The sequence below is a fragment of the Candidatus Dependentiae bacterium genome (assembly GCA_003511165.1).
GTDB lineage: Bacteria > Babelota > Babeliae > Babelales > UBA12411 > UBA12411.
The window spans coordinates 98,453-122,623 of sequence record DOJW01000002.1; the positions used below are offsets into that span (position 1 = coordinate 98,453).

A 24,171-nucleotide genomic window follows, 5' to 3' on the forward strand; every position below is an offset into this window, starting at 1 on the left:
TGCATCTAAAAATCAAAATTAGGTCCTTGTAATATGAAATGTAGCGGAATATAGGTTTTCTTAACAAATAAATTAATTTTTTGTTAATCTTGCTTTTTATATTTTTATATTGATATTATGCATAAAACTGTCATATTTCGACAGCTTTATACATAAAAGTGGGATTATATGAGAAAAAATATTCGAGATTTGGTAAAAGAGTGGCCAAAATGCTTTATCCAAGAGTCTGATTTGGCAATGCTTTTAAATGATAAAACAGATGATGCTCGTTATGCTTTAGTGAAAAGGGTCTTAAAAGAAGGATTGTTAATCCGTATTAGAAGAGGGTTTTATCTTATTGCTGATAAAGGAAAGCTACCATTTATTGATGAGTTCGAATTGGCTCTTCTGATTTATGGGCCGTCATTTGTTAGTTTAGAGTCGGCGCTTTCGTATCATGGATGGATTCCAGAAGCTGTTTATACAACTACTTGTGTTACTACAAAACGGGCAAAAGAATTTAAAACGCCATATGGTATTTTTAGTTACGAGCATATTCCATCAGAGATATTTTATACCGGTGTTAATCGTATTGAATCAAAAAATGGTGTTTTTTTTATTGCTTCTCCTTGGCGGGCAGTAGCAGATTTTATTTATACAACTCGCAGGTCTTGGAAAAATATTTCAGAGCTTGAGGTCGACCTTCGAATTGATAAAGAAGATCTTATCAATAGTGATAAAGAAATGCTTAAATTGTTGGCGGTAAAATATCCAAGTCGTATTGTACGTGAAAATTTGAAAAGGTTTTTAAAAGAGATAGTAAAAATATTGAAGGTAAATAAATGAGCATAAAAATTATAGAAGAGCGATTAAAAGAATACTCTCCGATTTCTCCGCGAGATGAGTTGAATGCTCTTAAGGAAATTATTCAAGAAATTGTTTTATCTGTTCTGGCTCGGGCTCATTTTTTTAATAAAGCAGCATTTCAGGGTGGTTCTTGTTTGCGAATAGTTCATGGACTTAATAGATTTTCAGAGGATTTAGATTTTGTTTTATTTAAGACGGATAACACTTTTATTTGGGAACCTTTTTTAAAAACTTTGCGGCAGGAATGTAAACTTTATAGTCTTGAGTTTGATGTAATTGATCGATCGCAGGTGGAACGGGTTGTAAAAATGGCTTTTTTAAAAGAGAGTTCTTTTGGAGAAGTATTTGTTTTTACCTATCCCCGAGCCTCATCAGATCAACAAATAATTAAGATTAAACTAGAAATTGATACAAATCCTCCTGTAGGCTCAGAATTTGAAAAGCATTTTATTAATTTTCCATATCCTTTTGCAATTATTGCGCAAGATTTACCGAGTTTATTTGCAAGTAAATGTCATGCTCTAGCATGCAGACCATTTATAAAGGGACGTGATTGGTTTGATTTTGTTTGGTATGTTTCTAAAAAAATTATTCCTAATTATACACTTTTAACGCAAGCGATTGATCAAGATGGGCCGTGGAAAAACCAAAACATAATAGTTACAAAAGATTGGTTAACTCAGGCTTTAATTGAAAAAATAAAAACAATTGATTGGGAAAATGCAAAGCGAGACGCTGGAAATTTTTTACGAGAACAAGATCGAGAAAGCCTTAATGTATGGGGTAATGAATTTTTTATTGCTATGGTTAAAAAATTTTCTGAGATATGAAAATGAAAAAAATTTTGATAACAGGAACATCCGGGCGAATTGGATCAGCCCTAGCCTCTTTTTTGAAAAACAGCTATCAAGTAATCGGGATAGATCTCAATCGGGGACCTTTTACCACGCATTGCTTGGACATTGCAGACAAAAAGGGAATTTTCCATTTGACAAAAGGCGTTGATGCGATCGTGCATTTAGCTGCTCTTCTTCCTCAACATATCAATGTTTACAGTGATGAAGATTTTTGGAGGACAAATGTTGATGGCACAGAAAATTTATTGGACGCTTGTCTTAAATACAATATAAAACGTTTTGTTTTTACTAGTACCACATCAATCTATGGCAATGCCATGGTTTTGCCTCATCAAGCTGTTTGGGTTACAGAAGACCTTTTGCCTCAACCAAGAGATATTTACGACGAAACCAAATTAGCAGCAGAAGCTTTGTGTAAGAATGCAAGTGGTGCATCCTTATCGTGCATTAGTTTACGAATGTCGAGATGTTTTCCTGAAGAGGATCGGTTGATGGCTATTTATCGACTTTATCGTGGAGTTGATATCCGTGATGTTGTATTAGGGCATGTGCTTGCCTTAGAATCATCAATCAAAGGGTACGAGTTTTTTAATATCACTTCACAAACACCATTCCAGCAAAACGACTTGCAAGAACTTCATGGAAAAGCAGATGACGTAATTTCAAGGTACCATCCTTGGGCTAAAAAGGCCTTTGAGGTAAAGGGCTGGATACTTCCCTTCATCATAGATAGGGTATATGTGGCAGAGAAGGCAAAAAAAATATTAGGGTACACTGCTTTGTACAACTTTCGAGAGATTATGGATTTCTCCGAGGCTCCTAAGTCCCAGAAATGAAATATGAATTACCTTTTAAAAGACTTTTTAAAAGGTAATTCATTGTATTCCTTCAATTAATTTTTCAGCATAATCGGCGTGCCCTGTCGGAATATTTTAGAAATTTTTTGCTTGAAAATATAGTAGAAGCTGAAGTTAGATTTCTAATGATGTCCAATCAATGCAATCACACAGTTTAGAAGAATCGCCGCTACCAATTAATTTTTTTGCTGTTTTTTTAAATATATCAAGATTCTTTGTTGCGTAAACTGTATAGTTAGGCTTATGGTCGGTGGCTGCAATCATTTCAGGAGGTAGGGTAGATAAAATGCGTACAACTTGTTTAGCAACCGCTTCATTTGAATCTAAAATTATAACCTCTTTTGGTAAAAGTTTTTTAATCTGCTGCTTTAAAAATGGAAAATGTGTGCAACTAAGTCCAACAACATCCGCTTGATTGCGAATTGCGAGAGCAAGATATTCACGTAATTTTTCTTCAACTTCTGGACCTTCTAGTTGACCTGACTCTACAAGTGAAACTAAATCTGGGCATGCTATGCCTAAAACATTAATTCCTTTACCCGTGGCAAATTGTTCAATCAGTTTTTTTTGATAAGCGCTATTAACAGTTCTTGATGTTCCTAATATTGCGACTTGTTTTGTTTTAGTAATTTCACATGCAGGTTTTACGGTTGGAACAACACCTATAATTGGGATCGTAAAACGTTCTCGCAAATAATCTAGGCATGTAGTACTTGCTGTGTTGCATGCAATGACAGCAATTTTAATATCGTGATTGGTAACTAAAAAATTAAGAAGTTTGGTAGTGATTTGTTGCAACTCTTCGACTGTTTTTTCACCATAAGGACAATTTTTATTATCTCCAATGTAGATTAAATCTTCGTTTGGTAACGGCTCTGCAATTTTTTGAAATATACCTAAGCCACCAACACCTGAATCAAAAATACCTATTGGTTGTGATTTTTTCATTTATTAAGGTCCTCTGTTTTATAAGTATCAATTTGTCCAAAGACTTTAAATCCAAGTTTTTCGTAAAGCGGCTTGCCCATAGCGGATGCAAAATTTAATGCTTTTTTGATTCCATTTTTTTTAAAAAAATGCAACGGCATGCTTGTTATAGTAGAACCTATCCCTCTACGACGATATTCGGGTAGTACTCCATTTAAATGTAAAAAAACGGTATCATTTTTGACAATAAAAAGTCTAGTTGCTGCAGGAATATTTTCCCAATACCAAATAAAAAAATTCATTTGTGGATATGTGGTTGAATTGCGCAAGTAATTAAAAAAGATATGCCAATCATTATATGCTTTTTCAAACTCGGATGGAGTAAATTGAGGATTATAAGATTTGATTATTAGTGGTACCCATGTTGTAAGAATTTCTTCGTCATCTGTAAGTTGTTTAATTGTTATATGGCTATCACAAGAAATCGGGGGTAAATTTTTTAGCTCAAGCATCATTGTAGGCCAAGAAATTTGTAATGAAAACCCGGCAGCATCTAATTTATTTTTTGCTTCTAGATTTTGAGAATTAACCCATAAGGTGAAAGGATTGTTTTTGTGATATTCTTTTGCATGGTTTAGGTCAGTAAGATCAAAGTTGTTGTCAATTATGACACGGTTATGAAGTGCTAGAAATGAACAATCACATTTAAACATGGTAGTAGATTTGGTTTTAAATGTATCCTTATCATTTAAACACCACGAAGATAAATCTTTTATATAATCTAGAGGAATAACAGCATTACGAGTTGCTCCAACGTTGACAGAATTTTTAGACATAATTTCTTTCTTTAGTAAGTTTCATTTTGGCGTGCCCTATCGATGTGTTTTAGAACTTTTTCGTTTAAAAATATAGAAGTAGCTGCCATTAGGCAAATGTTGTTTGCTTAATGGCAGATATTTATTTTTGTAGTTGCTTGATTAAATTCCCTGCTTCTTTCCAACCAATAATGTTTCCAGAAGTTCTTGATTGTTTTAATTTTCCACCATAAATAACATAATTGTGGTCGGGACTTATGTTTGTAATTTCATCCCATTCCTTTAAGTTTGTAAAATAATCTGAAGCTATGGTTTCTCCCGATTTAATTTCTATGGGGAAAAGGGTTGATGCTGTTTCTATAATACAATCAACTTCAAGTCTACCGTTGAGGTCTCTCCAAAAATATACAGGGGGACGTTGACCTGTGTTGAAATATTGTTTGTAAATGTCGGAAATTATAAAATTTTCAAAAATATTTCCACGGAGTGGATGAAAGGCTAAAGTTTCAGGTGAATTGATTTCCAATAATGAGCAGACTAAACCTGTATCATAGAAATAAATTTTAGGAGATTTTGTGAGCCGTTTGTTAAAATTTTGATGATATGGTCGTAGAGTGTATAAAACGTAACTAGCTTCGAGAATTGCAAGCCAACGTTCTGCTGTAGTTGCACTAATGCCACATACCCCTCCTAATTCAGAAAGATTAAGAAGCTGGCCAACTCGGCCTGCGCATAATTGTATAAATTTTTGAAAAGATCGTAGATCTCCTACATTTGTAAGTTGGCGAACATCTCGTTCAACGTAAGATTGTATATATGAAGGATAAGCATCTTGTGGTGGAAAATCTTCGGCATAAATCTGTGGATACCCACCTTTAAATATAATTTCATTAATATTATTTTTAGTGAGGAGTTTATTTTTTTGGAGTTCATTGATGGATAAAGGTAAAAGGATTAAAATGCCAGATCTTCCAGCAAGCGATTGAGTGATTGCTTGGTTCATTAAGAAATTTTGAGATCCTGTTAAAACAAAATAACCGGGTCTCTTTTTTTCATCTACTTCTAATTGTATGTATGAGAGAATGTCTGGAACTCTTTGGAATTCGTCGATTATTATACCGTGTTTATTTTCATAGGCCTGAAAAAATTTATGCGGATCGTTTTGCGCTAGGTCTCTTGTTGCGGGGTCTTCTAATGAGGTATATGCATATTTTTTAAATGTTTTTTTTGCTAGGGTAGTTTTTCCTGATTGTCTTGGCCCTAAAATAGTAATTACAGGGAATTTGGCGTATCGAATAAGTGTCGCTTCAATGTCTCTTTTGAACATAAAATCTCCTTTAAAACACCGTTCGCTCTGAGCGTAGTCGAATGGGTACGAACGGATTATAAATATCCCTTGGTGGTTTTATTGTTATAAAATTAAACTTATCTTATAAATTGTGTAAATTCAACTTTTAATATTTAATTTGCACAAAAGTAGAACTTTTTGTTTTTAATTAATTGTCATAAAAACCTTTGTTACCGAGGATGTTTGCCAAAAACGTCTTTTAATTAAAATTTTATGTCCCATTAATTAATTGTATAAAATGCATCAAGTTTTATAGTTTTTGTGTAAATCCAGCATTGAAAATTGAATTTGCACAAAAACTATCATTGATTACTATCAAAGTACAGCTTTATTCTACCCTGCCAGAAGCCTCCAACGCTTTTAGCTTGGTGATGAATGGCGAGTAGATCTCTTCGTAGCTCCATGGGGGCGAAGTAGGGTTAGGATTGGCTTCGAAGAATTACGCGTGATGCAACGGCTTTTAAGCCGTTGATGCTTAATGAATTTTGATAAAAATTAGAAGTTGGCCGTGCCATACGTAGCCTTGGCGAAGTATGGCGTGCCTAATCGGGATCGAACCGATGACCTTGCGATTAGGAATCGCACACTCTATCTTACTGAGCTATAGGCACATAAATATTTAGCGATTGCTTTTTTATGGCTTACCCAGTAGTAGTCGTTTTTTATTGCGGAATATTTTAGAGAAATTTATTGTTTTTTTATGATAGTATTTTTTGTAGTGTTATGTAAGTATTTTTGAATAACGTTGCAAAATTGGATGTGTTATGTAAGTATTTTTGAATAACAGCTCAATATTTAAGTTGTTATGTAATAGAATTTGAATAACATGCCTTTTAATTAAGAAAGGATTTTTGATGAGCAGAAGTGGTAAATATGTAATGCAGCCTACTGGGTATAAGGTGTTTATTCCAACATCTTTGCCGCCGCATCCTGCAATTAAAATTGATGAAAGTTTACAACTATTGTTGTCTGAAGCTACTTTGTCATTGGCGCGGCTTGATGGTATGGCTTATACGCTGCCAAATACAGATCTTTTTATTACTATGTATATAAAAAAGGAAGCTCTTCTTAGTGCGCAAATTGAAGGTACTCAAGCTTCGCTTGAAGATATTTTTGAATTTGAAAAAGGAGGGGCGCTTGAAAATGTTAACGATGTTGTTGAAGTCGTAAACTATATCAAAGCTCTTCATTATGGTATGGACCGGCTTAATACATTGCCGATGAGTCTTAAGCTTATTAAAGAGTTACATACAATTTTACTTAAAGGTGTTCGGGGAGCGACAAAAACGCCTGGAGAATTTAAAAAAACACAAAATTGGATAGGTGCACCTGGCTTTACATTGAATATGGCCAGTTATGTTCCACCATCACCTGCCGAAGCATTAAAGGCTATGGGAGAACTTGAATTATACATGCATAAAAAAACAGTGCTCCCGGAGCTCATCAATTGCGCATTAATTCACTATCAGTTTGAAACAATTCACCCATTTTTAGATGGTAATGGTCGCCTTGGCAGGTTGCTGATCACTTTTTATCTTTATTGGAAAGATATTCTTAAAAAGCCACTTTTGTATCTAAGTTATTATTTGAAAAAAAATCGTCGAGAGTATTATGACCGTCTTTCTCTTGTTCGTGATAAGGGTGATTACGAGCAATGGATTTCATTTTTTTTGACTGGTGTTATTCAAACTTGTCAAGACGCCATCGAAAGTATTAAGCAAATATTGTTGCTCCGTGAGACGCATCAAATATTGCTTTATAAAAAAAGGATTTCATCGCCGATTGCGATAATGTTTTTGGATAAACTTTTTTATACGCCGTTGATGGGGGTAGGGGACGTGCAAAAAGAATTTAAGCTTTCCCATCAATCGGCATCTAATTTGGTAAGTCAGTTTGAGAAATTAGGCATTCTTAAAGAAGTAACTGGTAAAAAGCGTGGAAGACAATTTATATATACGAAATACGTTGCGCTGCTTAGTGAGGGAACAAAACCTATTTGAAGATGAACCAAATAATGATTTGTTTATAATATTCTTGGTTTTTAAAATTAATTTTTTTTGATTTGGTTCGCCGTGTTAACCATTTGTACAACAACCTGCTCATGATTGATGTTAAATGCACAATATTTTGCTTGAAGATTGATCGTTTCTAAAAATTCATTAAAGGCTTTTAGTTCGTGATCTTCTGATCCTGGATAATTATAAAACTCATCAAAAATAATGACCGTTCCTTCTTGAATGTTATTTTTTAAAGTCTTCAGAGCCGTAATTGCTGACGAATAAATATCACTATCAACATGTAAAAAGGCAATGGGAGTATTTTTTAAATATTCTTGAACAAAGATCGGAAGTGTTTCTTTAAACCATCCTTTAATTAAAACAACATTGTGTAAAACAGGTGGAAGCATCATTGGATTTTTATAACCAAAGGTTCCCTTGGGCATAGTGTTGTCTTGTCGAACCCAATCTTCGGGAAGACCTTCAAATGAATCAAAACCGAAGATTTTTTTATGTGGATTTAGTGCTGCAATAAAGTTGATGGTTTTTCCTGTGCAGACACCTAGTTCAATAAAGGCTCCATCCAAACAGACTAAATCGGAGGCCATTTTTAATGCTTCGGCATCGGATTCCACTTTTTTGGCCTGACTTAAATGTGTATTTACAAATTTTGTTGCAGTCGCATCTTTCAAGTATGGTTTATTACTTGGATTGAAGTGTAAAATTTGATTGCCTACTTTTATGTTTGCTCCGGGTGGCATATGTAATACGGTATTCCAATCAAAATAATTCATTTGAGCTTGTATTGGCAAAGCAAAGAACAATAATGTAAAAAAATATTTGAGTGTATTTGTTGACATAGTAATTAAATCCTTTTAAAAAAATTAAAAATTTGGTGTGCCTAATCGGGATCGAAATACATGAAATTAAAATTTAAGAGAAAAATATTAATTCTTCTGGTGGAATGCAATTTTTATTGATTATTACTTCTCCTATATATAAATGGTATAGAAGTATGGCGTAATCTTCGTCCATAATAAATCGGGAGCCACAGTAATAGCGTTTATCGCTATAGTTTACATAAAAAGGTTCTGAAGTTCTTGGATCAAAAATTACTGTTTTACCTTCGGGGGCAGCAGCTTGCATTTGTCGGGCCAGTTTTTTATCAGCCAAGTAAGTACTGAGTAAAACTTTAGAATTTAAATATTTTCTTTGATTGGAATCAAAACGATATTCTCTGTTGTAAACATATGTAGAATTTGTATCTACTAAGTAACCGACAATATTTGCATCGTTTGGTTTTTCCAGTTCCGGTGAAAAATATATGACATCGTATTGATCTGGTAATACACCTCTAATTTGCGATGGATTATCTTGAGATAAACTTCTTCTAAAGAGTTCATTTCTTGTTAATAACCCATGTTTTTTAACGCTTTCAATTGTACCGCCTCTACCTATGCTATGATAGACAGCAACCATATCTCCCAATATCGTATTATTGATGCATAAAATTGAAAATATTATTGTTTGAATTAATAATTTTATATTCATAAGATCGTCCTTTGGTAAGTTTCATTTTGGCGTGCCTAATCGGGATCGAACCGATGACCTTGCGATTAGGAATCGCACGCTCTATCCTACTGAGCTATAGGCACATAAATTGCTTTTTATGGCTTGCCCAGTCGTAGCCGCTTTTATTTGGTAAATTTATTTAGAGATTATAGCGAAGACTGGTGCGCCCGGCAGGGATCGAACCTGCAACCTACGGATTCGAAGTCCGGCACTCTATCCAATTGAGCTACGGGCGCATTATAAATTTGAAAGATCATTACTAAGAGAAGAGTATCAAAATATCAGTAAAAATCTAGGAGTTGTTTTTTATTTTTCGATCAATTAAAAGGCAATAATCAATGCTTTCAAAATTAATCAAAGATTCAAGCTGCGCAACCAAACATAAATCCTTTGTTTTGATATCAACTATTTTGCCAATAGAAAAACCTTCAGGAAATATTAATCCATGTCCGCTAGAGATAACTAAGTCGTCCATGGTTAATGTGTTTGTTTGGCTGACATATGCAAGTTCACATTTATTTTTTTGGTTGATTCCTTGGCAAATTCCTGGTGCTTTACTTTCTTTGGCGTATGCGGAAATCTTGCAGTTAAAATCACTGACAAGTAATATTTTGCTGTAATTTTCATAAACTTCAGAAACTCTACCAATTATTTGATTTTTGTAGATCGCGATCATCGATTCTTCAATGTGATCTTTTGTGCCTTTATCAATGATGAAATATTGTTCATTGCTGCCAAAGTTTTTTATCAAAATTTTGCTTAAAACTGCATTGTTCAAGTTGTATCTTTTTTGAAATTCTATTAACTCTTTTGTTAAATAATCAAAATTAAGCATCGATTTGAGTTTTGTATTTTCAGCTATTAGATCTTCGTTTTGTTTTTGAATTTCGCTTAGTTTTTGTTCTAAAGAAAGAATTGTTTCTTTTTTAGTAGAGCGCTCTTTTATGGAATCGCCTATTTGGGCGCTAAATTTTAGAATAGGGTAACTGATTTGTGAGGCGATCTCTTCTAGCTGCCCTTTTTCAAACCTGAACAGTTTGTGATAGGTGAATATTACGATACTTATAATAAGTAAAAGTATAAAAATTTTTTTAGGAATATTTTTTAACATTTTTGTAACAATTTTTTAAATTCGAGTTCAAAAAGTTCTAAATTATCAATTAAAAACAAACTATGCCTGATTTCTGATGCGTTTGGTACATTTTTGATATAACCAGTTAAATGTTTTTTAAAAATCTGGAAATTTTCGCGTCCATAATATTCTAAATTTAATTGGAAATGTTTATAGGCATGTGTAAGAGCTTCATCAAAACTGATCGTAAAAGTTTCATTTTTACCTTCCGCTTTGATTTCTTCTAATTTCCAAGGAGTTCCCATAAGGGCTCTTCCAACCATGAATCCATCAACTCCGGTTTGCTCGTAAACTTCTTTTGCAAAAGCAAATGTTGTGATATTTCCACTGTAGATGAGCGGAATTGTTAATGCTTTTTTTAGCTCTGCTACAAGAGCGATATCTGGTGTGCCGCCAAACATTTCGACTTGTGTTCGTGGATGGATGATTACTGCATCAAGCCCTAAATCTTGCGCCATTTGAGCTATTTCGATAACATTTTTTTCTTTGAAGCCAGCGCGAAGTTTAATCGTAAATGGAACTTCGTTTTTTATATGTTTGTTAAATTCGTTTAAGATAGCGATCAATTTTTTAGGGTTTCCCATCAGCGATGCTCCGCCGCCAGATTTGATAATATTTTTGGCAGGACAGCATGCGTTGAAATTTAACATTTCAAAATTGTGTGGTAGAACTTTATTTACCGCTTCTTCGATAAAATCTACTTTTGTTGCTGCAAATTGGAAGCAGAGTGGTTTTTCAAGCTCTTTATATTTTAGAGATTGTCCCTCTTTTTCATTTGCAACGCTTGCAACATGTCGCATCTCGGTGAACAAAAGTTCATCTTTTGAAAAACTTCTGATCATTTGTCGCAATGGAGAATCGGTTATTCCGTCCATTGGCGCGGACATAAAGCGAGGAATTTCTAGATTTTTAATTTTGAGTTTAGAGTTCCAAAAGTCCATATTTTATTCAAAACCTGCTGGATTTTTTAGATAAAATTGTGTTTGTTGTTCGTATGCAAATGCAGCTTTATAAATCAAATGTTCAGAAAATCTTGGGCCTACGAATTGAAAACCTATTGGTAAATTCTCTTTTGAGAATCCACAAGGAATAGAAAGTCCTGGTATTCCACTAATACACATTGGGACTGTAAAAAAATCTGCCATGTACATAGCAAGTGGATCACTGCTTTCTTTGCCAATTTGAAATGCAAGAGTAGATGATGTTGGACTAATTAACAAGTCAACGTCTTTAAAAGTATCTTCAAAACTTTTTTGCAGTAAAGATCTTACTAAAAGTGCTTTGTTGTAGAAAGCATCTTTGTGACCTGCTGATAAAACATAATTACCCATTAGTATTCTACGTTTTACCTCTTTACCAAAGTTGTTTTGGCGAGTTTTTATATACATTTCTTCTATTGTTGTTGCTTCTTTATCTCTGTTGCCATAAAGAGTTCCGTCATATCTTGAAAGATTTGATGCTGCTTCAGCTCTACTTAAAACAAAATAAACGGCGATTCCAAGATCGATGTTTGGAATGGAAACATATTTGATTGTGGCGCCCATTTTTTCAAAGTTATTGATAGCACTTGTGAAAGACTCTTTGATTTGTGGATCGACACCATCAGATTCAAGCGAATCTTTAATGACTCCGATTTTTAAATTTTGTGGCAATTTAGCAGACAAATCTTTTGTGAAATCTTGGCGAGGTTGATTTATTGATGTCCCATCACCTTCATCATTTCCTGACATGATCGATGCTAAGAGTGCATTATCATAAACCGTTTTGGTTATAGGTCCGACTTGATCGGTTGAAGATGCGAATGCCACAATTCCTTTTCGTGAAAATCTACCATAGGAAGGATAAAGTCCTACCAGGTTGCAAAATGCTGCAGGAATTCGAACAGAGCTTCCTGTTTCTGAACCAATTGCCCAAGGAACAAGTCCTGCACCTACTGCGCCTGCTGGACCCGAAGATGATCCGCCAGCGGCTCGAGTAGAATCCCAAGGATTTAAAGTTGCACCGTAAGCGGAAAACTCTCCTGAAGAGCCCATTGCAAATTCGTCCATATTTCCACGACCGACGATGATCGCGCCTTCATCTTTTAATTTTTTTGTGATTGTTGCATCGTATGGAGCTTTGTAGTTTGAAAGAATTTTGGAAGCGCAGGAAGTAATTCTGCCTTTTTGACTCATATTATCTTTTAGAAGTCCTGGAATGCCTGCAAGTAACCCTTTTGAACTGTGTTCTTTATCAAATTCTTCTTCAAACACTTCTAGAAATGCATTTAATTTTGGATTGTATTTTTTGATTCGTTTTTTATAAAAAGAAAGTACGTCTTTGGGAGTTATTTCTTTTTTTTCTAATTTTTCTTTAATTTCTTGTATGGTTAAAAATGGTTTCATTGTAAAAAAATCCTTTTTGGGGAGAGTTTTTATTTATAAAATTTTTGGAACAACGAAAAATGTATCTTTTTTTTGCGGTGCATTTTCAAGGATTTCTTTTGAGTCTGTTGCAATAGCAACATCGTCTCTGAAAACGTTTGTTTTAAATGGTTTTGCTTCTAGTTTTTCTTCAGATACAACTTTGTTAAGCATTGAAGAGTATTCAAGGATTATTTGGAGTTCTTTTGCAAACTGTTCGATTTCGTTTTCATCCAAATGAAGTGCTGAAAGCTTTGCTATTTTTAATAACTCTTCTTTTGAAAATGAGTACATTTTTTCCCTTATTTATTAATCTTTGAATAAATCTTTTCTTCTAAAAGCAAGTATCAATATACCAATCACGTTTGGAACGGCAACCGGGATAACAAAAAAGTCTGTTAATATCCACAAAAGTTTAACATCGCAAAGAGTTCCAACTAAGATGAAGATTCCAGAAATAGCCAAGTACCATTTTAAATATCTGTTTTTGGTGATGTATGAGAAACATTGGCTTCCATTGTAACAGTTTCCAAGAATAGTTGTGTACGCGAAAATTGCAGCGCTAAAAGATAATATCAACGGTCCAATTGTGGAAAAATACATGGCAAAAGATGCGCTGACCATGTTGATACCAAGGCCGATATTTATATCTTTCCATGTTCCGGTCATCAAAATGACAAGTCCTGATAACATGCATACAAATCCGTAAGCGTAAATTGACGCTATGGATAAAACACCTTGAGTAAATGGATCTTTGCTATCTGACATTGAGTGTGGAATTGCAGCTGTTCCCATTCCAGCTTCATTATTTTGGAAAGCTTGAAGCATTCCCCAGCGGATTACGTATTGCATTCCACCGCAAATTGCAGCTCCGATTGCAACATCTTTTACAAAAGCAGAATGAATGATAAGAGATAAAACCCCTTTTAACTTGTCTAAGTTGCACAAAATTATCCAAAGTGCTCCGCTGCAGTAAAGTATAAATTTGATAGGAACTATTTTTTCTGCGACGCTTCCGATTCTTTTTATTCCACCGATTAAAGTGATAACAACAAAGAATAAAAGAATTAATCCTGTAGCAATAGCTGGGATTTTATAAATTGTTAAAAGAGTAGCGGCAGTGTTTGCTTGTCTTGCTGACCAAACTATTAACAAAATGAATCCTGCGTATGCATACCAACTTGCAAAAAGAGGATGAACCGCTTTTAAGTATTGCATTGGTCCGCCCATAACGGTTCCATTTTCAAGCTTTTTACGATATGCCATGGCAAGTGTAACTTCTACAAATGTTACTGCACCACCAAGAAGTGTTGCGACGGCAAAACCAACTAATGTTCCCGGCCCGCCAAGTCTTATTGCAATAGCTGGAGAAGTGATGCTTGAAATACCTATTGTTGTTGACATTGCTGTGAATAAAGCTCTATTTGCTTTGATTGTCTGGTCTTTAGAATTGGAAGATTTTTTGGAAAAGTTGGAGAAAAATATTTTGAACATTAAAGGAATTGTTCTTATTTGTATAAAGCGCATTTTAAAAGTGATTATGATGCTTGCTATTAAAATGAAAACGGTCGGTATCCAAAGTATTTTTATACTTAAATTTTCTAACAAAGAAATAAAATCCATTAATTCTCCTAAAGTTTTTATTTAAATTTTATCAGAACGAAGTTTTTTACTTTTTAGACGTATAATGCAAAGCAACCCGATTAATCCTGTGTGAAGATAAAAAGATCCGTAAATTAATATAAATTTTACAAGTGCGCTTGGAATATTAAGCCAGGAAATAAATGTAACAAGTGGGTAAAAGAATCCATAACATGCGATTATTCTGATTACCATGACAGCTTTTACATCTCCAGCCCCACGAAGAGCGCCACAAAGTATTAACTGAATGAAATCGAAAATAACAAAAAGACTTATGAATGGAAATGCTAGAACTGCAAAATCGGTGAATTTATCTTTATGATCGAAAAGGTGAACAAAAAAGCGGGCATTTACAGTCATTAATAATAGAGCTACAAATACCATTGCGCCGCCCAAATACAGCGTTTTTCTCATTATAGATCTTGCGCCAGCAGGGTTATTGTTTCCTAAATTATTACTAACTAAGAATGTTATTACGGTTGCAAGAGCAACTGCTGGTAAAAAGGCTAATCGCTCCATATCTTTGATTACTGTAAAAGATGCTATTGCATATTTACCCATAGGATTAATCATTTTATTTAAGAAGACGTAAGCAGATGCAAGAATGGTTTTATCAATCATTATTGGCCAGCTTAAATTTAAAATATGCAAAAAGCCTTTGATATTAAAATTGAGAAAGAACATTTGATCAAAATATTTTTTGTATTCTTCATTTCTTAAAATATGCCAAAAAGCAAGGGCAATCATGACAACATTTTGAATGATTGATGAAACTGCAGAGCCGCTTAATCTCATCTGGGGAAAGCCAAATTTACCCAAAACAAGTGTGTAGTCACATATTAAAAATATGACTATTCCAATTATTAAAATTTGCATTGGAGTTTTGGTATTTTTTACTGCACGCATAAAACCAAAAAGTGAAGCATAAATAAATGCTAAAAAGACACCAAAAGCCCGAAGCCTTAAAAACGGTGCTCCGATTTTTGCTATTTGCTCAGGCGTACCAAGCCAAATATAAATGTTTTCGGCAAATAAAAAGAGAAGTAAAAATGTGAAAAATCCAGATATTACTGTGACCCAAAAAGCATCGCCTAACGCTTTGCCCGCTTCTTTATATTTTTTGGCGCCATTGAAAACACCTATAAATGCGATGGTGCTAACCATGAAAGCTTCTGTTAATTTTGTGATCGTGTGCAAAAAGTTGTTAGCAACGCCTAAGGCGCTGTAGGTTGATGTTGATTCAAGTTGGCAAACTATTAATGCATCTAAAATGATTGGAAGGGCAAATGTGGCTGCGGCAGAAACTAGCTCGGGCCACCAAAAGCTAAGAATTTCTTTATAAGATTCTCCAGCGTTTTTTGTAGAAGAATTTGAATTATTAAAAATTGCCATAAAGATTCTTTCTTTTTAGCAGCGAAAAACTGCTATGAAAAATGGTTAAACTTATTTTAAAACGTACGTTATTCCCTTTTGTTTCAAATAATAATTTGCCTTACTTTAATTCAAAAAAAATGAGTTTGCAAATGAAATCGCAGCTAGTAACAATAGGCTAAAAAACGGAGGGTCAATTTTGTAAGATGTGAAATTTAAAAAGGAGGCTATTTAAATCTTTTTTTTCTGCTAAATTAAGGGGGTGTTTTTATTTTTATTCTAAAATTTTTTGAAGAAAAATATGCAAAATTTAGAGCTTAATCTTGCGCGTAAACTTAGACCTAAAACTTTTAATGATGTTATAGGTCAAGAGCTGTCTGTTAGAATTTTGAAAAATGGTCTTTATTTAAACAAATTTTTTCCTGTTTATATTTTTTCTGGCAATAGAGGTTGTGGAAAAACGACATCTGCTAGGTTGCTTGCAGCTGCGGTTAATTGTGAAAATTTGAAAAATTTCCAGCAAAATCCAAAAGAGCAAGATGTTCCGTGCGGAAAGTGTTCCTCTTGTAACTTAATGCTTGGTTTAAATCATCCAGATTTTATAGAAATAGATGCAGCATCTCATACAGGTGTTGATAATGTTCGTCAAATATTAGAATCAGCAACCTATTTGCCGCTGCTAGGAAACAAAAAAATCTATCTTATAGATGAAGCTCATATGTTAAGCAAGGCAGCTTTTAATGCTTTTTTAAAGATATTAGAAGAGCCGCCAGTTTCAGTGATTTTTGTATTAGCGACTACCGAAATTTACAAAATTCCAGAGACCGTTCGATCCAGAGCTTTCCAGTTATTTTTCAATGGAGTTAATTCTTCTAGCTTAAGCGATTATTTAAAAATTGTTTGCAAGGATGAAGCTATTGTTATAGAGGAAGAAGTTATTGATTTGATAGTTTCGCAAACAGATGGCTCAGTGCGTGATGCTATTAATTTACTTGAGCGAGTAAGGCTTTCATCTTCAAGCGTAACTTTAGAAGATGCTTTAAAATTGCTTGGAAAAATTGGCTATGAAGAGTTAATAGACTTGTTTGAAATAGTTTTAAATGGCGATGAGCGTGAATTAATAGTTTATTTGGACAAAATTTCTTTTGAAAATTTAGCACCTCAAAGCGTGTGGGATATGCTAATAGTTTTATGCCGCTCTTTGGTTTGGATAAAATTTGGTATCTCTAGTAAAAGTTTGAAAGTTTTTGATAAATATTCTGCAAAGCTCAAAAAAATTGCTGAAAGTAAGTCGGTTCATTTGTTAAATGAAATATTGCAGCAATTTTGGTTACAAGAAGAGATTTTTGCAAAAACCTCTAATAAAAGCATATTTTTAGAATCATTTCTTTTACAACTCTGTATGCAAGATTTTGCTAAAAATTTAAGCTCTAAAAAAATCCCAAGTTCTTATAATAGTTTTGACGAAAAAAAAAACAGTTTTAGTCAAAATTTAGTCAAAGAAAATAAAGAAGAAATTAAGGCGGTAGCAAAAGAAGTAAAAGTAGATGCTTTGCCTGAAAATAAAACTGAATTTCATAGTTTTATCACAGAAAAGCTTTCAGAGATTTCAGACCTTCTTTTGGTCTCCATTTTAAGACAGGCCAAAGATTTGGACTTTGATAAAGAAAAAGGGGTCTTAAAAATGGCTTTTTTAGGACAAACTTCTTTTTTTAAGAATAAATTGGAAGAAAGTAAATCATTGTTATTACCACTGATCAAACAGTTTTCACCACAGACAAACGACTTTATTTTCAGCTTTTTAGAGCTGAAAGCTTCAGAAGTCGAAAAAAAAAAATCTGAAAATTTAGAGCCTTTGAATAAAAAAATCGAAAATATTCAAAGAAATGATATTCCTCAAAAGCCTAAATATGACAATCAGAAATATTCTCAAGGGTATAAAGTTTTTAATAAAAGTAAAAATATTGAGGTCGGAAAAGTTGTTGATATTTCTGATGAAAGCAAATGGCCGAAATCTAATTTGCTAGTGAAATTTTTTTCAGGTAGAATTGAAAAAAGGCAATCAAATTAATAAAAATTTTTTAAGAGTTTTAAGTTATGACTTATCCTAAAGTAGTCCTTGTTGGAAGAACAAATGTTGGTAAATCTGCAATTTTTAACAGGATTTCTTCTCAAACCAAAAGCATTGTTTTTGATCAATCTGGTGTTACCAGAGATTATCTTCATGAAGCTATTACATGGGATGACAAAAAATTTGATTTTGTAGATGCAGGTGGTTTTACTTTTAGCAAAGGGGATAAAAAAGACCCTTTCGCAGATGTGGTTGCTCAAAAAATAGAAGATTTGATTTCACATGCTTCGATTTTGCTCTTTGTATGTGATGTTAAAAGTGGTTTAACTGCTGAAGACCAAAGAATTGCTAAACTTTTGCATAAGACAAAAAAGACAGTTTATTTGGTTGTTAATAAAACTGATAATAAAAATGCATATGAAAGCAATTTCGGAGAATTTTATTCTTTAGGTTTTAACAAAATTTTCGAAGTTTCAGCTCTTCACGGTGTTGGATTTGGCAATTTGCTAGATGCGATTGTGGAAAACTTGAAAACTGAAAAAGAAGAAGAAAACAATGAGATTGATTATAAAGTTGTTTTGCTCGGCAAACCAAATGTAGGCAAATCTTCTCTTATGAATCTTCTTATTAAGCAAGAAAGATCTATAATTTCTCCAATTCCAGGTACGACCAGAGAATCTATAAGTGAAACAATATCTTTTGATCATGCCACACTAGAAGTTACAGATACAGCTGGAATCAGAAGAAGAAAAAGTATCGATGATAATTTGGAAGAATTGATGGTAAAAAGTTCTTTTTCTTCTGTCAGAGCTGCCGATATTGTTGTTTTAGTTGTTGATGCTTCAAGTGAATTGCTTTCAAGTCAGGAATTAAATCTTCTTTTCTATGCTTATGAACAAAAAAAATGTTTATTAGTTGTTTTTAATAAAATCGATTTGTTTGAAGAATGTAACGATGGTTATAAAAAAGATCGATTAAAATATGATTTGGAAAAATACAAATTTATATTGTCAAAAATTCCTCAAGTTTGGATCTCTTGCAAAAACAATAAGGGTGTTGATAAAGTAGTTAAAGCTTTAGGAAAAATTTGGGAAAGATTGAAGCAAGAGATGGATCCAGTAGAGCTTGATGAACTTGTAAAGAACAGACTTAAGAAGAATCCAATTTATAAAAGCACAGTTTGCATAGAAGTTGTAAAAATTAGACAGCTCAAAGCAAAATTTCCAACTTTTTCTCTGAGAATAAATCGACCTAAGTTTTTTCAAGAAAGTCATTTATTATACATTGAAAATATTTTGCGTGAAAAATACGATCTTTTGGGATGTCCGGTAAAATTTATTATAAGGTAAAAATGCCGTATTTATCTATTGAAAATGTAAAACAATCTTATGGAAAAAAGAACATTTTGCGAGGTGTTTCTTTTGAAGCGAATTTAGGTCAAATAGTAGCGCTTCTTGGGCCAAATGGTGCTGGAAAAACTACTTTGCTAAAAAGCGTCATAGGTATTTTACCTGTTCAAAATTATGATGAAGCTTCTAAAACTAATGGTTTGTTTTTAAAAAATCAGCTTATAAATAGTTGGTCAATATCTAAAAGAGTTGCGAGCGGTTTAGTTTATCTTCCACAAAACAGCTCGCTTTTCGAAGATTTATCTGTTTTGGATAATCTAAAAATCGTTTATCAATATCATCCTTTTTGGAAAAATAAAGATACAAATTCCAAAAAAGTATTCAATGAAGAAATGAATAAATGGATAGCAAAATCTAATTTATCTTCTGTTTTATCGCTAAAAGCGGGTCAACTATCAGGTGGCCAAAAAAGAAAATTGGAAGTTATTAGATCTCTTTTGATGCATCCTGATGTGATAATGTTTGATGAGCCGTTTGCCGGTGTTGATCCTAAATCGATTTATGAATTAAAAACTATCTTTGTTGATCTTGCGAAAAGTGGAATTTCTATTTTAATATCTGATCACAACGTTGATCAGCTTTTATCTATTGCAAACAAAATTTATGTCATTATTGATGGTATGGTTGTTGTAAGTGGTGGAATTAAAGAGATTATGGACAATCCTTATACACAAGAGATGTATTTTGGAAAACAATTTCATACCGAGATGTCAGAAAAATTTCTAGGTTGAGTTTGTATTCAACAGATTTTCATTTTTTCAAAATTATCTTTTCTAAACAAAAATTAAAATGTTATTTTGTCAGAGCTCGTAAAAGTTAAAGTTTTAACTTTAAAAGGATAGCTATGAATAAAAAAATAACTTTTCAAAATATGGAATCTACAAAAGCACTCGAACTTCACGCAGAAGATAAGTTGGAAAAAATTTTAGAAATTTTAAAAATAGATAAAATGCCAACTCCTGTAAATTTGGAAATTTGGCTAAAAGCTCAAAAATTGCATCCAAACCATGTTGCAGAAATTCATCTTAAAACTCCTAGATTTGACCTGTATTCACATGAAAGCGGCAAAGATATGTATGTTGCGATTGATTGTGCTGTAGATAAAATAATTTTGTTATACAAAAAGGCAAAAGAAAAAGAGTCTGACAAAAAGCATAAAGTTGAAACGGAAAAAAAGGCTTTTTCGGATGATAAGTATACTTTAGGCGACTAATATAAAATTAAGAAAAGGCAACGATATTCGTTGCCTTTTCTTTTTCTGTAGATTGTTCTTTTTCAGCAATTTTTTTAATGTTTTTTATTCGATCTTCTGTGGCTGGATGAGTAGAAAATATGTTGTGCTCATTTGCTTTGATCGTTGCATTTTTTTCATATTTTTCTGATTTTTTGTTCCACATTAATTTGAACTTTTTCCAAAGTTTTTTGAACGGATTCATCTTTTCTTGTTTTAGTTCAACTCTTAAATCTTGATAATTTTTGATGAAAAAATCTCTGTCGTTAGTATGTCTGCTTAAAACCTCGCTGTTATGTGCTTCGATTTTGTTTAGTCCGGTTATTAAACACTCGGGGTTAGAATTTTTTGCGGCTATTTTATCCGCTTGAGATTCATATTTTCGAGAGACGTAGGAAATTACTCCAGCACCTATAAGCATGCATCCTGTTACGGAAAGTTCAATTACGTTATATCTATTTTCGGATGTTATTTCATAACTTGAATTTATCCAGCTACCGAGTAGCCAGCCTCCAATAGTTGCAAGTATTATCGTAGGTAAAGCTATAGCAAGTAATTTTTTGGAGTGGCTTTTTTTGATATGACCAAGCTCGTGTGCCATTACCGATCTTAACTCTTCATCAGATAAACTACTTTTTAAATCTTCAGTTATGAAAACGGCCGAAAACTTTTTATCGTTATTAAAGTTGACTGCAAATGCATTGTAAATTTCCGTTTTGATTGAGAATAGAAGCGGCATTGGCAATTTTAATTTATCTGCAGTTTCTTTGGTAACTTTATAAAGCACTGGGTCATTATGCTCATTTACGATTGTTAAATCGGTATCTTTGACGCCCAATTGATCTAATATTTTTTGAATTTCATGTAAAAAAGTAACCATTCGATTTTTATCACTAAATTTTTTTTGTTCATCTATTAATTTTTGAAAAAATTCAAATTTTCCTTCTTGATGAGGGGTTATAATCTTATAAGGTGTTGCGCCAAATAGGTTTTGTGAATTTATCAAAAATGATAAAAATAAAATGATCGATATTTTTTTCATGTAATCTCTTTTTCCATGTTTAAGCTAAGCAGTTATTAATTGTTAGGCGGCTATAGCAGGAGCTGTTTCTGCTTCTTTTTCTTTTTTGATTTGTTCTATGTTTTTAATTCTTTCTTTAGTTGCTGGATGAGTATCTAAGATGCCACTAGAATCATCACCTTTAAGCTCTTCTTCATAATCTTCTTTATGAGATTGAAATTTGTTTTTTAAATATAGTAATTTTATTTTTATCAACCCTTTTTTCAAAGATGATATTTTTTCATTTTCAAGGGCTTTGATTAATTGTTCATAAGCTTCGATAAAGAAATCTTTGTCAGCTATAAGTCCAGCATTTTCTTGATAAGCATTTTTTTCTAGTTTGTTCAAAGCTGTAGCAAGAGAATCAGGATTTGTTGTTTTTGCTGCTAAGGTATCTGCTTCTGTTTCGCATTTTCTGCTGACATACATAAATGAAGCTAGAGCGGGTGCTGCGACAGCCGCGCCGCCAATAATAGAAGTTAAACCTAATTTCAATAAACTCTTTAATGGAACATTATTTAATTTTGCAGCTAGCAATATTACTACAAATATGCTGATTGTAGATCCTGCTATAAGTGAATTTATTAAAAAGTCTTCTTTTTGAGAGTGGCCATATTTTATGTGTGCTAATTCATGAGCCATGACGCTTTTAAGCTCTTCAATTGTTACAGCTTTTCTTAAAGCTTCTGTTATGCAAATTATAGATAAATTTTTATCAAAATTTTCTGCACAAGCATCATATTTTTCTGATTTTATAGAAAATATTAAAGGAATCGGAATTTCTAATTTTAAGGCCATTTCTTTAATTAAATTATACAAAACAGAATCGTTTTTTTCGGTGACTAGCGTTACATCGGTATTTTTAGATGTTAAATAATCTAATTCATCATTTAATTCATCTTGTATCTTATAGAGCATAGCTATCATTTTTGCTTTGTCTTGAAATGAACCCGCATTATCAAATAACTTTTTGAATTCTTCTAACTTTTCTTTTTGCTCGGTTGTAATTGAATTGTTAGAAGTAGGGTTTGCTTGAGCAGGTGCTGCATTTTGATTTTTAATAGTTTCGGTTAAATCTGGAAGTACTTTTGTTGTGAATATGGCTAAAAATAATAACAAAAATAATTTTTTCATAAATATCAAATCCTATTAAGTTAATCAGGTATTAATTTTTAGGCATCTATAGCAGGAGTTATTTCTGCTGCGTTTTCTTTTTTGATAGTTTCTATGTTAGTTATTCTTTTTTCAGTTGTTGGATGGGTATCGAAAATAGAACCTTTTAAATATTTCTGAAGAGTTTTAATAGATTCTTTTTTTTGTTGAACATTATTGTTTTTTTGGTACCAAATTTTTAATTTTGCATACCATTTTTTTAAGAAAATTACTTTTTCTTGTTCAACATCTTTATACAAATTTTCGTATGATTCGATAAAGAAATTATCATCAGTTACAAGTTTTTTAAAAATATCTACAGTGTGGTTGTCTAGAGTCTTTAGAGCAGAAACAAAAGCATCAGGATCTGTTATTTTTGTAGCTGTTGTATCCGCTTCTATTTCGCATTTTCTTGAAAAATAAGAATATATAGCTCTGCATAATAATATTGCTAATATTGGACTTGCTTGAATTGATAATGCAAGATAAGCTTGCTGGTCGTGCGAAAGCCCGAGCTTAGGAGATAGCATTGATAATATTACCAGTCCGCAGAAACAAGCAGAACCTCCTAAGATGAGTGAATTCATTAAAAAATCTTCTTTTTGAGTATGACCATGTTTTATACGTCCTAATTCATGCGCTATGATGCCTTTAAGCTCTTCAACAGTTAAATCTTTTCTTAAAGATTCTAAAATGAAAATTGCAGCAAATTTTTTATCTTTATCAATATTCATTGCAAAAGCATTGTAAATTTCTGTTTTTACGGAAAATATTAGAGGAACCGGTATTTCTAATTTTGAGGCAACATCTTTAGTCAAATTGTACAAAACTGAATCATTTTCTTCTGTAACTAAAGAGATGTCGCCGTCTTTTAAGGATAAAGAATTCAAAACATCTTGAACCTGTTTTAGAAGGTCTAACATTTTTTCTTTGTCTTTAACTGATTCGCAATCGTTAAGTAATTTTTTGAATTCTTCTAGTTTTTGTGTTTGTTCTGAAGTTGTATTTTGATTTTTAAGTCTTTCATTTGCATCAGTAGAAATTTTAGTTACATCATTTTGATTTTTAACAGTTTCAGTCGCATTTGGAAGTACTTTTGTTGTGAATATGCCTAAAAATAATAACAAAAATAATTTTTTCATAAATATCAAATCCTATTTGAAAACAGTTTAAATTTAATAAGCATTGAAGTTTATTTTATAGAGTTTGATGTTAACACTATTTATCATGTTGTTCAACATAAAAAGTGAGTAAAAGTGTTTAGAAATGGGATGATTTTGAAAGAATTTAACGAATAGACCTCTTCTGAAACTATAAAAATGTAAATACTTAATTCCAACATAAAAATACCGTTCGCCCTGTGTGCCTGCCATAGCCTTGGCGAAGGTGGGAGCGTAGCCACTTTGTGGCGGAGTCGAACGGGTACGGGCGGACATTATCATTTTTAACTGAAAGTGCTTAATTAACGCGAACTCGATAATTA

At 32.8% G+C, this 24,171-nt stretch carries 22 protein-coding genes and 3 tRNA genes; 8 read left to right on the forward strand and 17 right to left on the reverse strand.

What is annotated here, in order from left to right; genetic code table 11:
• Nucleotides 1-168 precede the first annotated feature (168 nt).
• From DEA20_01305 to DEA20_01315, 3 genes are read left to right on the forward strand one after another with little or no spacing between them, the layout of a single operon-like run.
• On the forward strand, nucleotides 169-825 hold the full coding sequence (locus DEA20_01305) for a hypothetical protein (protein ID HBS47819.1): 657 nt from the start codon (nucleotides 169-171) through the stop codon (nucleotides 823-825).
• A complete protein-coding gene (locus DEA20_01310; GenBank protein ID HBS47820.1) occupies nucleotides 822-1,676 on the forward strand; it encodes a hypothetical protein in 855 nt (284 codons plus the stop codon). The genes DEA20_01305 and DEA20_01310 overlap by 4 nt, the downstream gene beginning before the upstream one ends.
• Entirely contained in the window at nucleotides 1,673-2,539 is an 867-nt protein-coding gene (locus tag DEA20_01315; GenBank protein HBS47821.1) for an NAD(P)-dependent oxidoreductase, read from the forward strand. The genes DEA20_01310 and DEA20_01315 overlap by 4 nt, the downstream gene beginning before the upstream one ends.
• 135 nt (nucleotides 2,540-2,674) lie before the next feature.
• Here the strand turns inward: DEA20_01315 and murI are convergent, their stop codons facing one another.
• From murI to DEA20_01335, 4 genes are all read right to left on the reverse strand, one after another.
• Nucleotides 2,675-3,508 (reverse strand): glutamate racemase, encoded by an 834-nt coding sequence (murI, locus tag DEA20_01320; GenBank protein HBS47822.1) that lies wholly within the window; start codon nucleotides 3,506-3,508, stop codon nucleotides 2,675-2,677.
• Nucleotides 3,505-4,323 (reverse strand): hypothetical protein, encoded by an 819-nt coding sequence (locus DEA20_01325; protein HBS47823.1) that lies wholly within the window; start codon nucleotides 4,321-4,323, stop codon nucleotides 3,505-3,507. Before DEA20_01325 ends, murI begins: the two co-directional genes overlap by 4 nt.
• Before the next feature lie 121 nt (nucleotides 4,324-4,444).
• Nucleotides 4,445-5,629, reverse strand: a complete 1,185-nt coding sequence (locus tag DEA20_01330; GenBank protein HBS47824.1) for an AAA family ATPase — start codon at nucleotides 5,627-5,629, stop codon at nucleotides 4,445-4,447.
• A 555-nt stretch (nucleotides 5,630-6,184) separates the two neighbouring features.
• A tRNA-Arg gene (locus DEA20_01335) sits at nucleotides 6,185-6,261 on the reverse strand.
• A 240-nt stretch (nucleotides 6,262-6,501) separates the two neighbouring features.
• On the opposite strand from DEA20_01335, the gene DEA20_01340 reads away from it, so the two are divergent.
• Nucleotides 6,502-7,650: a cell filamentation protein Fic gene (locus DEA20_01340; protein ID HBS47825.1), complete on the forward strand. Its 1,149-nt coding sequence runs from the start codon at nucleotides 6,502-6,504 to the stop codon at nucleotides 7,648-7,650.
• A gap of 47 nt (nucleotides 7,651-7,697) precedes the next feature.
• Here the strand turns inward: DEA20_01340 and DEA20_01345 are convergent, their stop codons facing one another.
• The 10 genes from DEA20_01345 to DEA20_01390 form a co-directional block, all read right to left on the reverse strand.
• The gene (locus DEA20_01345; protein HBS47826.1) at nucleotides 7,698-8,507 is read right to left on the reverse strand and encodes a hypothetical protein; all 810 of its coding nucleotides are present in this window, start codon (nucleotides 8,505-8,507) and stop codon (nucleotides 7,698-7,700) included.
• 73 nt (nucleotides 8,508-8,580) lie between these two features.
• Entirely contained in the window at nucleotides 8,581-9,198 is a 618-nt protein-coding gene (locus DEA20_01350; protein HBS47827.1) for a hypothetical protein, read from the reverse strand.
• A gap of 27 nt (nucleotides 9,199-9,225) precedes the next feature.
• Nucleotides 9,226-9,302: transfer RNA gene (locus DEA20_01355), tRNA-Arg, on the reverse strand.
• Nucleotides 9,303-9,378: 76 nt separating this feature from the next.
• Nucleotides 9,379-9,455: transfer RNA gene (locus DEA20_01360), tRNA-Arg, on the reverse strand.
• 56 nt (nucleotides 9,456-9,511) lie between these two features.
• Nucleotides 9,512-10,330: a hypothetical protein gene (locus DEA20_01365; GenBank protein ID HBS47828.1), complete on the reverse strand. Its 819-nt coding sequence runs from the start codon at nucleotides 10,328-10,330 to the stop codon at nucleotides 9,512-9,514.
• Nucleotides 10,324-11,292, reverse strand: coding sequence for a hypothetical protein (locus tag DEA20_01370; protein HBS47829.1), 969 nt, complete (start codon nucleotides 11,290-11,292; stop codon nucleotides 10,324-10,326). The genes DEA20_01365 and DEA20_01370 overlap by 7 nt, the downstream gene beginning before the upstream one ends.
• Nucleotides 11,293-11,295: 3 nt before the next feature.
• Nucleotides 11,296-12,735, reverse strand: a complete 1,440-nt coding sequence (gene gatA / locus DEA20_01375) for an Asp-tRNA(Asn)/Glu-tRNA(Gln) amidotransferase GatCAB subunit A (GenBank protein ID HBS47830.1) — start codon at nucleotides 12,733-12,735, stop codon at nucleotides 11,296-11,298.
• Nucleotides 12,736-12,768: 33 nt separating this feature from the next.
• Nucleotides 12,769-13,047, reverse strand: coding sequence for an Asp-tRNA(Asn)/Glu-tRNA(Gln) amidotransferase subunit GatC (locus tag DEA20_01380; GenBank protein HBS47831.1), 279 nt, complete (start codon nucleotides 13,045-13,047; stop codon nucleotides 12,769-12,771).
• 15 nt (nucleotides 13,048-13,062) lie between these two features.
• The gene (locus DEA20_01385) at nucleotides 13,063-14,376 is read right to left on the reverse strand and encodes a hypothetical protein (protein ID HBS47832.1); all 1,314 of its coding nucleotides are present in this window, start codon (nucleotides 14,374-14,376) and stop codon (nucleotides 13,063-13,065) included.
• A 21-nt stretch (nucleotides 14,377-14,397) separates the two neighbouring features.
• Nucleotides 14,398-15,786, reverse strand: coding sequence for a hypothetical protein (locus tag DEA20_01390; protein ID HBS47833.1), 1,389 nt, complete (start codon nucleotides 15,784-15,786; stop codon nucleotides 14,398-14,400).
• Nucleotides 15,787-16,066: 280 nt separating this feature from the next.
• Between DEA20_01390 and dnaX the strand changes: the two genes are divergently transcribed.
• The 4 genes from dnaX to raiA all read left to right on the forward strand — a co-directional run bounded on the left by dnaX (nucleotide 16,067) and on the right by raiA (nucleotide 20,458).
• Entirely contained in the window at nucleotides 16,067-17,836 is a 1,770-nt protein-coding gene (dnaX, locus tag DEA20_01395; protein HBS47834.1) for a DNA polymerase III subunit gamma/tau, read from the forward strand.
• Nucleotides 17,837-17,862: 26 nt separating this feature from the next.
• Nucleotides 17,863-19,185: a ribosome biogenesis GTPase Der gene (gene der / locus DEA20_01400; protein ID HBS47835.1), complete on the forward strand. Its 1,323-nt coding sequence runs from the start codon at nucleotides 17,863-17,865 to the stop codon at nucleotides 19,183-19,185.
• Nucleotides 19,158-19,976: a hypothetical protein gene (locus tag DEA20_01405; protein ID HBS47836.1), complete on the forward strand. Its 819-nt coding sequence runs from the start codon at nucleotides 19,158-19,160 to the stop codon at nucleotides 19,974-19,976. The genes der and DEA20_01405 overlap by 28 nt, the downstream gene beginning before the upstream one ends.
• A 113-nt stretch (nucleotides 19,977-20,089) precedes the next feature.
• Nucleotides 20,090-20,458, forward strand: a complete 369-nt coding sequence (raiA, locus tag DEA20_01410) for a ribosome-associated translation inhibitor RaiA (protein ID HBS47837.1) — start codon at nucleotides 20,090-20,092, stop codon at nucleotides 20,456-20,458.
• A gap of 7 nt (nucleotides 20,459-20,465) precedes the next feature.
• On the opposite strand, the gene DEA20_01415 is transcribed toward raiA, so the two are convergent.
• Genes DEA20_01415 through DEA20_01425 form a run of 3 tightly spaced genes read right to left on the reverse strand, consistent with a single transcriptional unit; the run spans nucleotide 20,466 to nucleotide 23,830 of the window.
• The gene (locus tag DEA20_01415; GenBank protein ID HBS47838.1) at nucleotides 20,466-21,518 is read right to left on the reverse strand and encodes a hypothetical protein; all 1,053 of its coding nucleotides are present in this window, start codon (nucleotides 21,516-21,518) and stop codon (nucleotides 20,466-20,468) included.
• Between the two features lie 42 nt (nucleotides 21,519-21,560).
• A complete protein-coding gene (locus DEA20_01420; protein ID HBS47839.1) occupies nucleotides 21,561-22,670 on the reverse strand; it encodes a hypothetical protein in 1,110 nt (369 codons plus the stop codon).
• 38 nt (nucleotides 22,671-22,708) lie between these two features.
• Nucleotides 22,709-23,830, reverse strand: coding sequence for a hypothetical protein (locus tag DEA20_01425; protein HBS47840.1), 1,122 nt, complete (start codon nucleotides 23,828-23,830; stop codon nucleotides 22,709-22,711).
• Nucleotides 23,831-24,171: the final 341 nt, after the last annotated feature.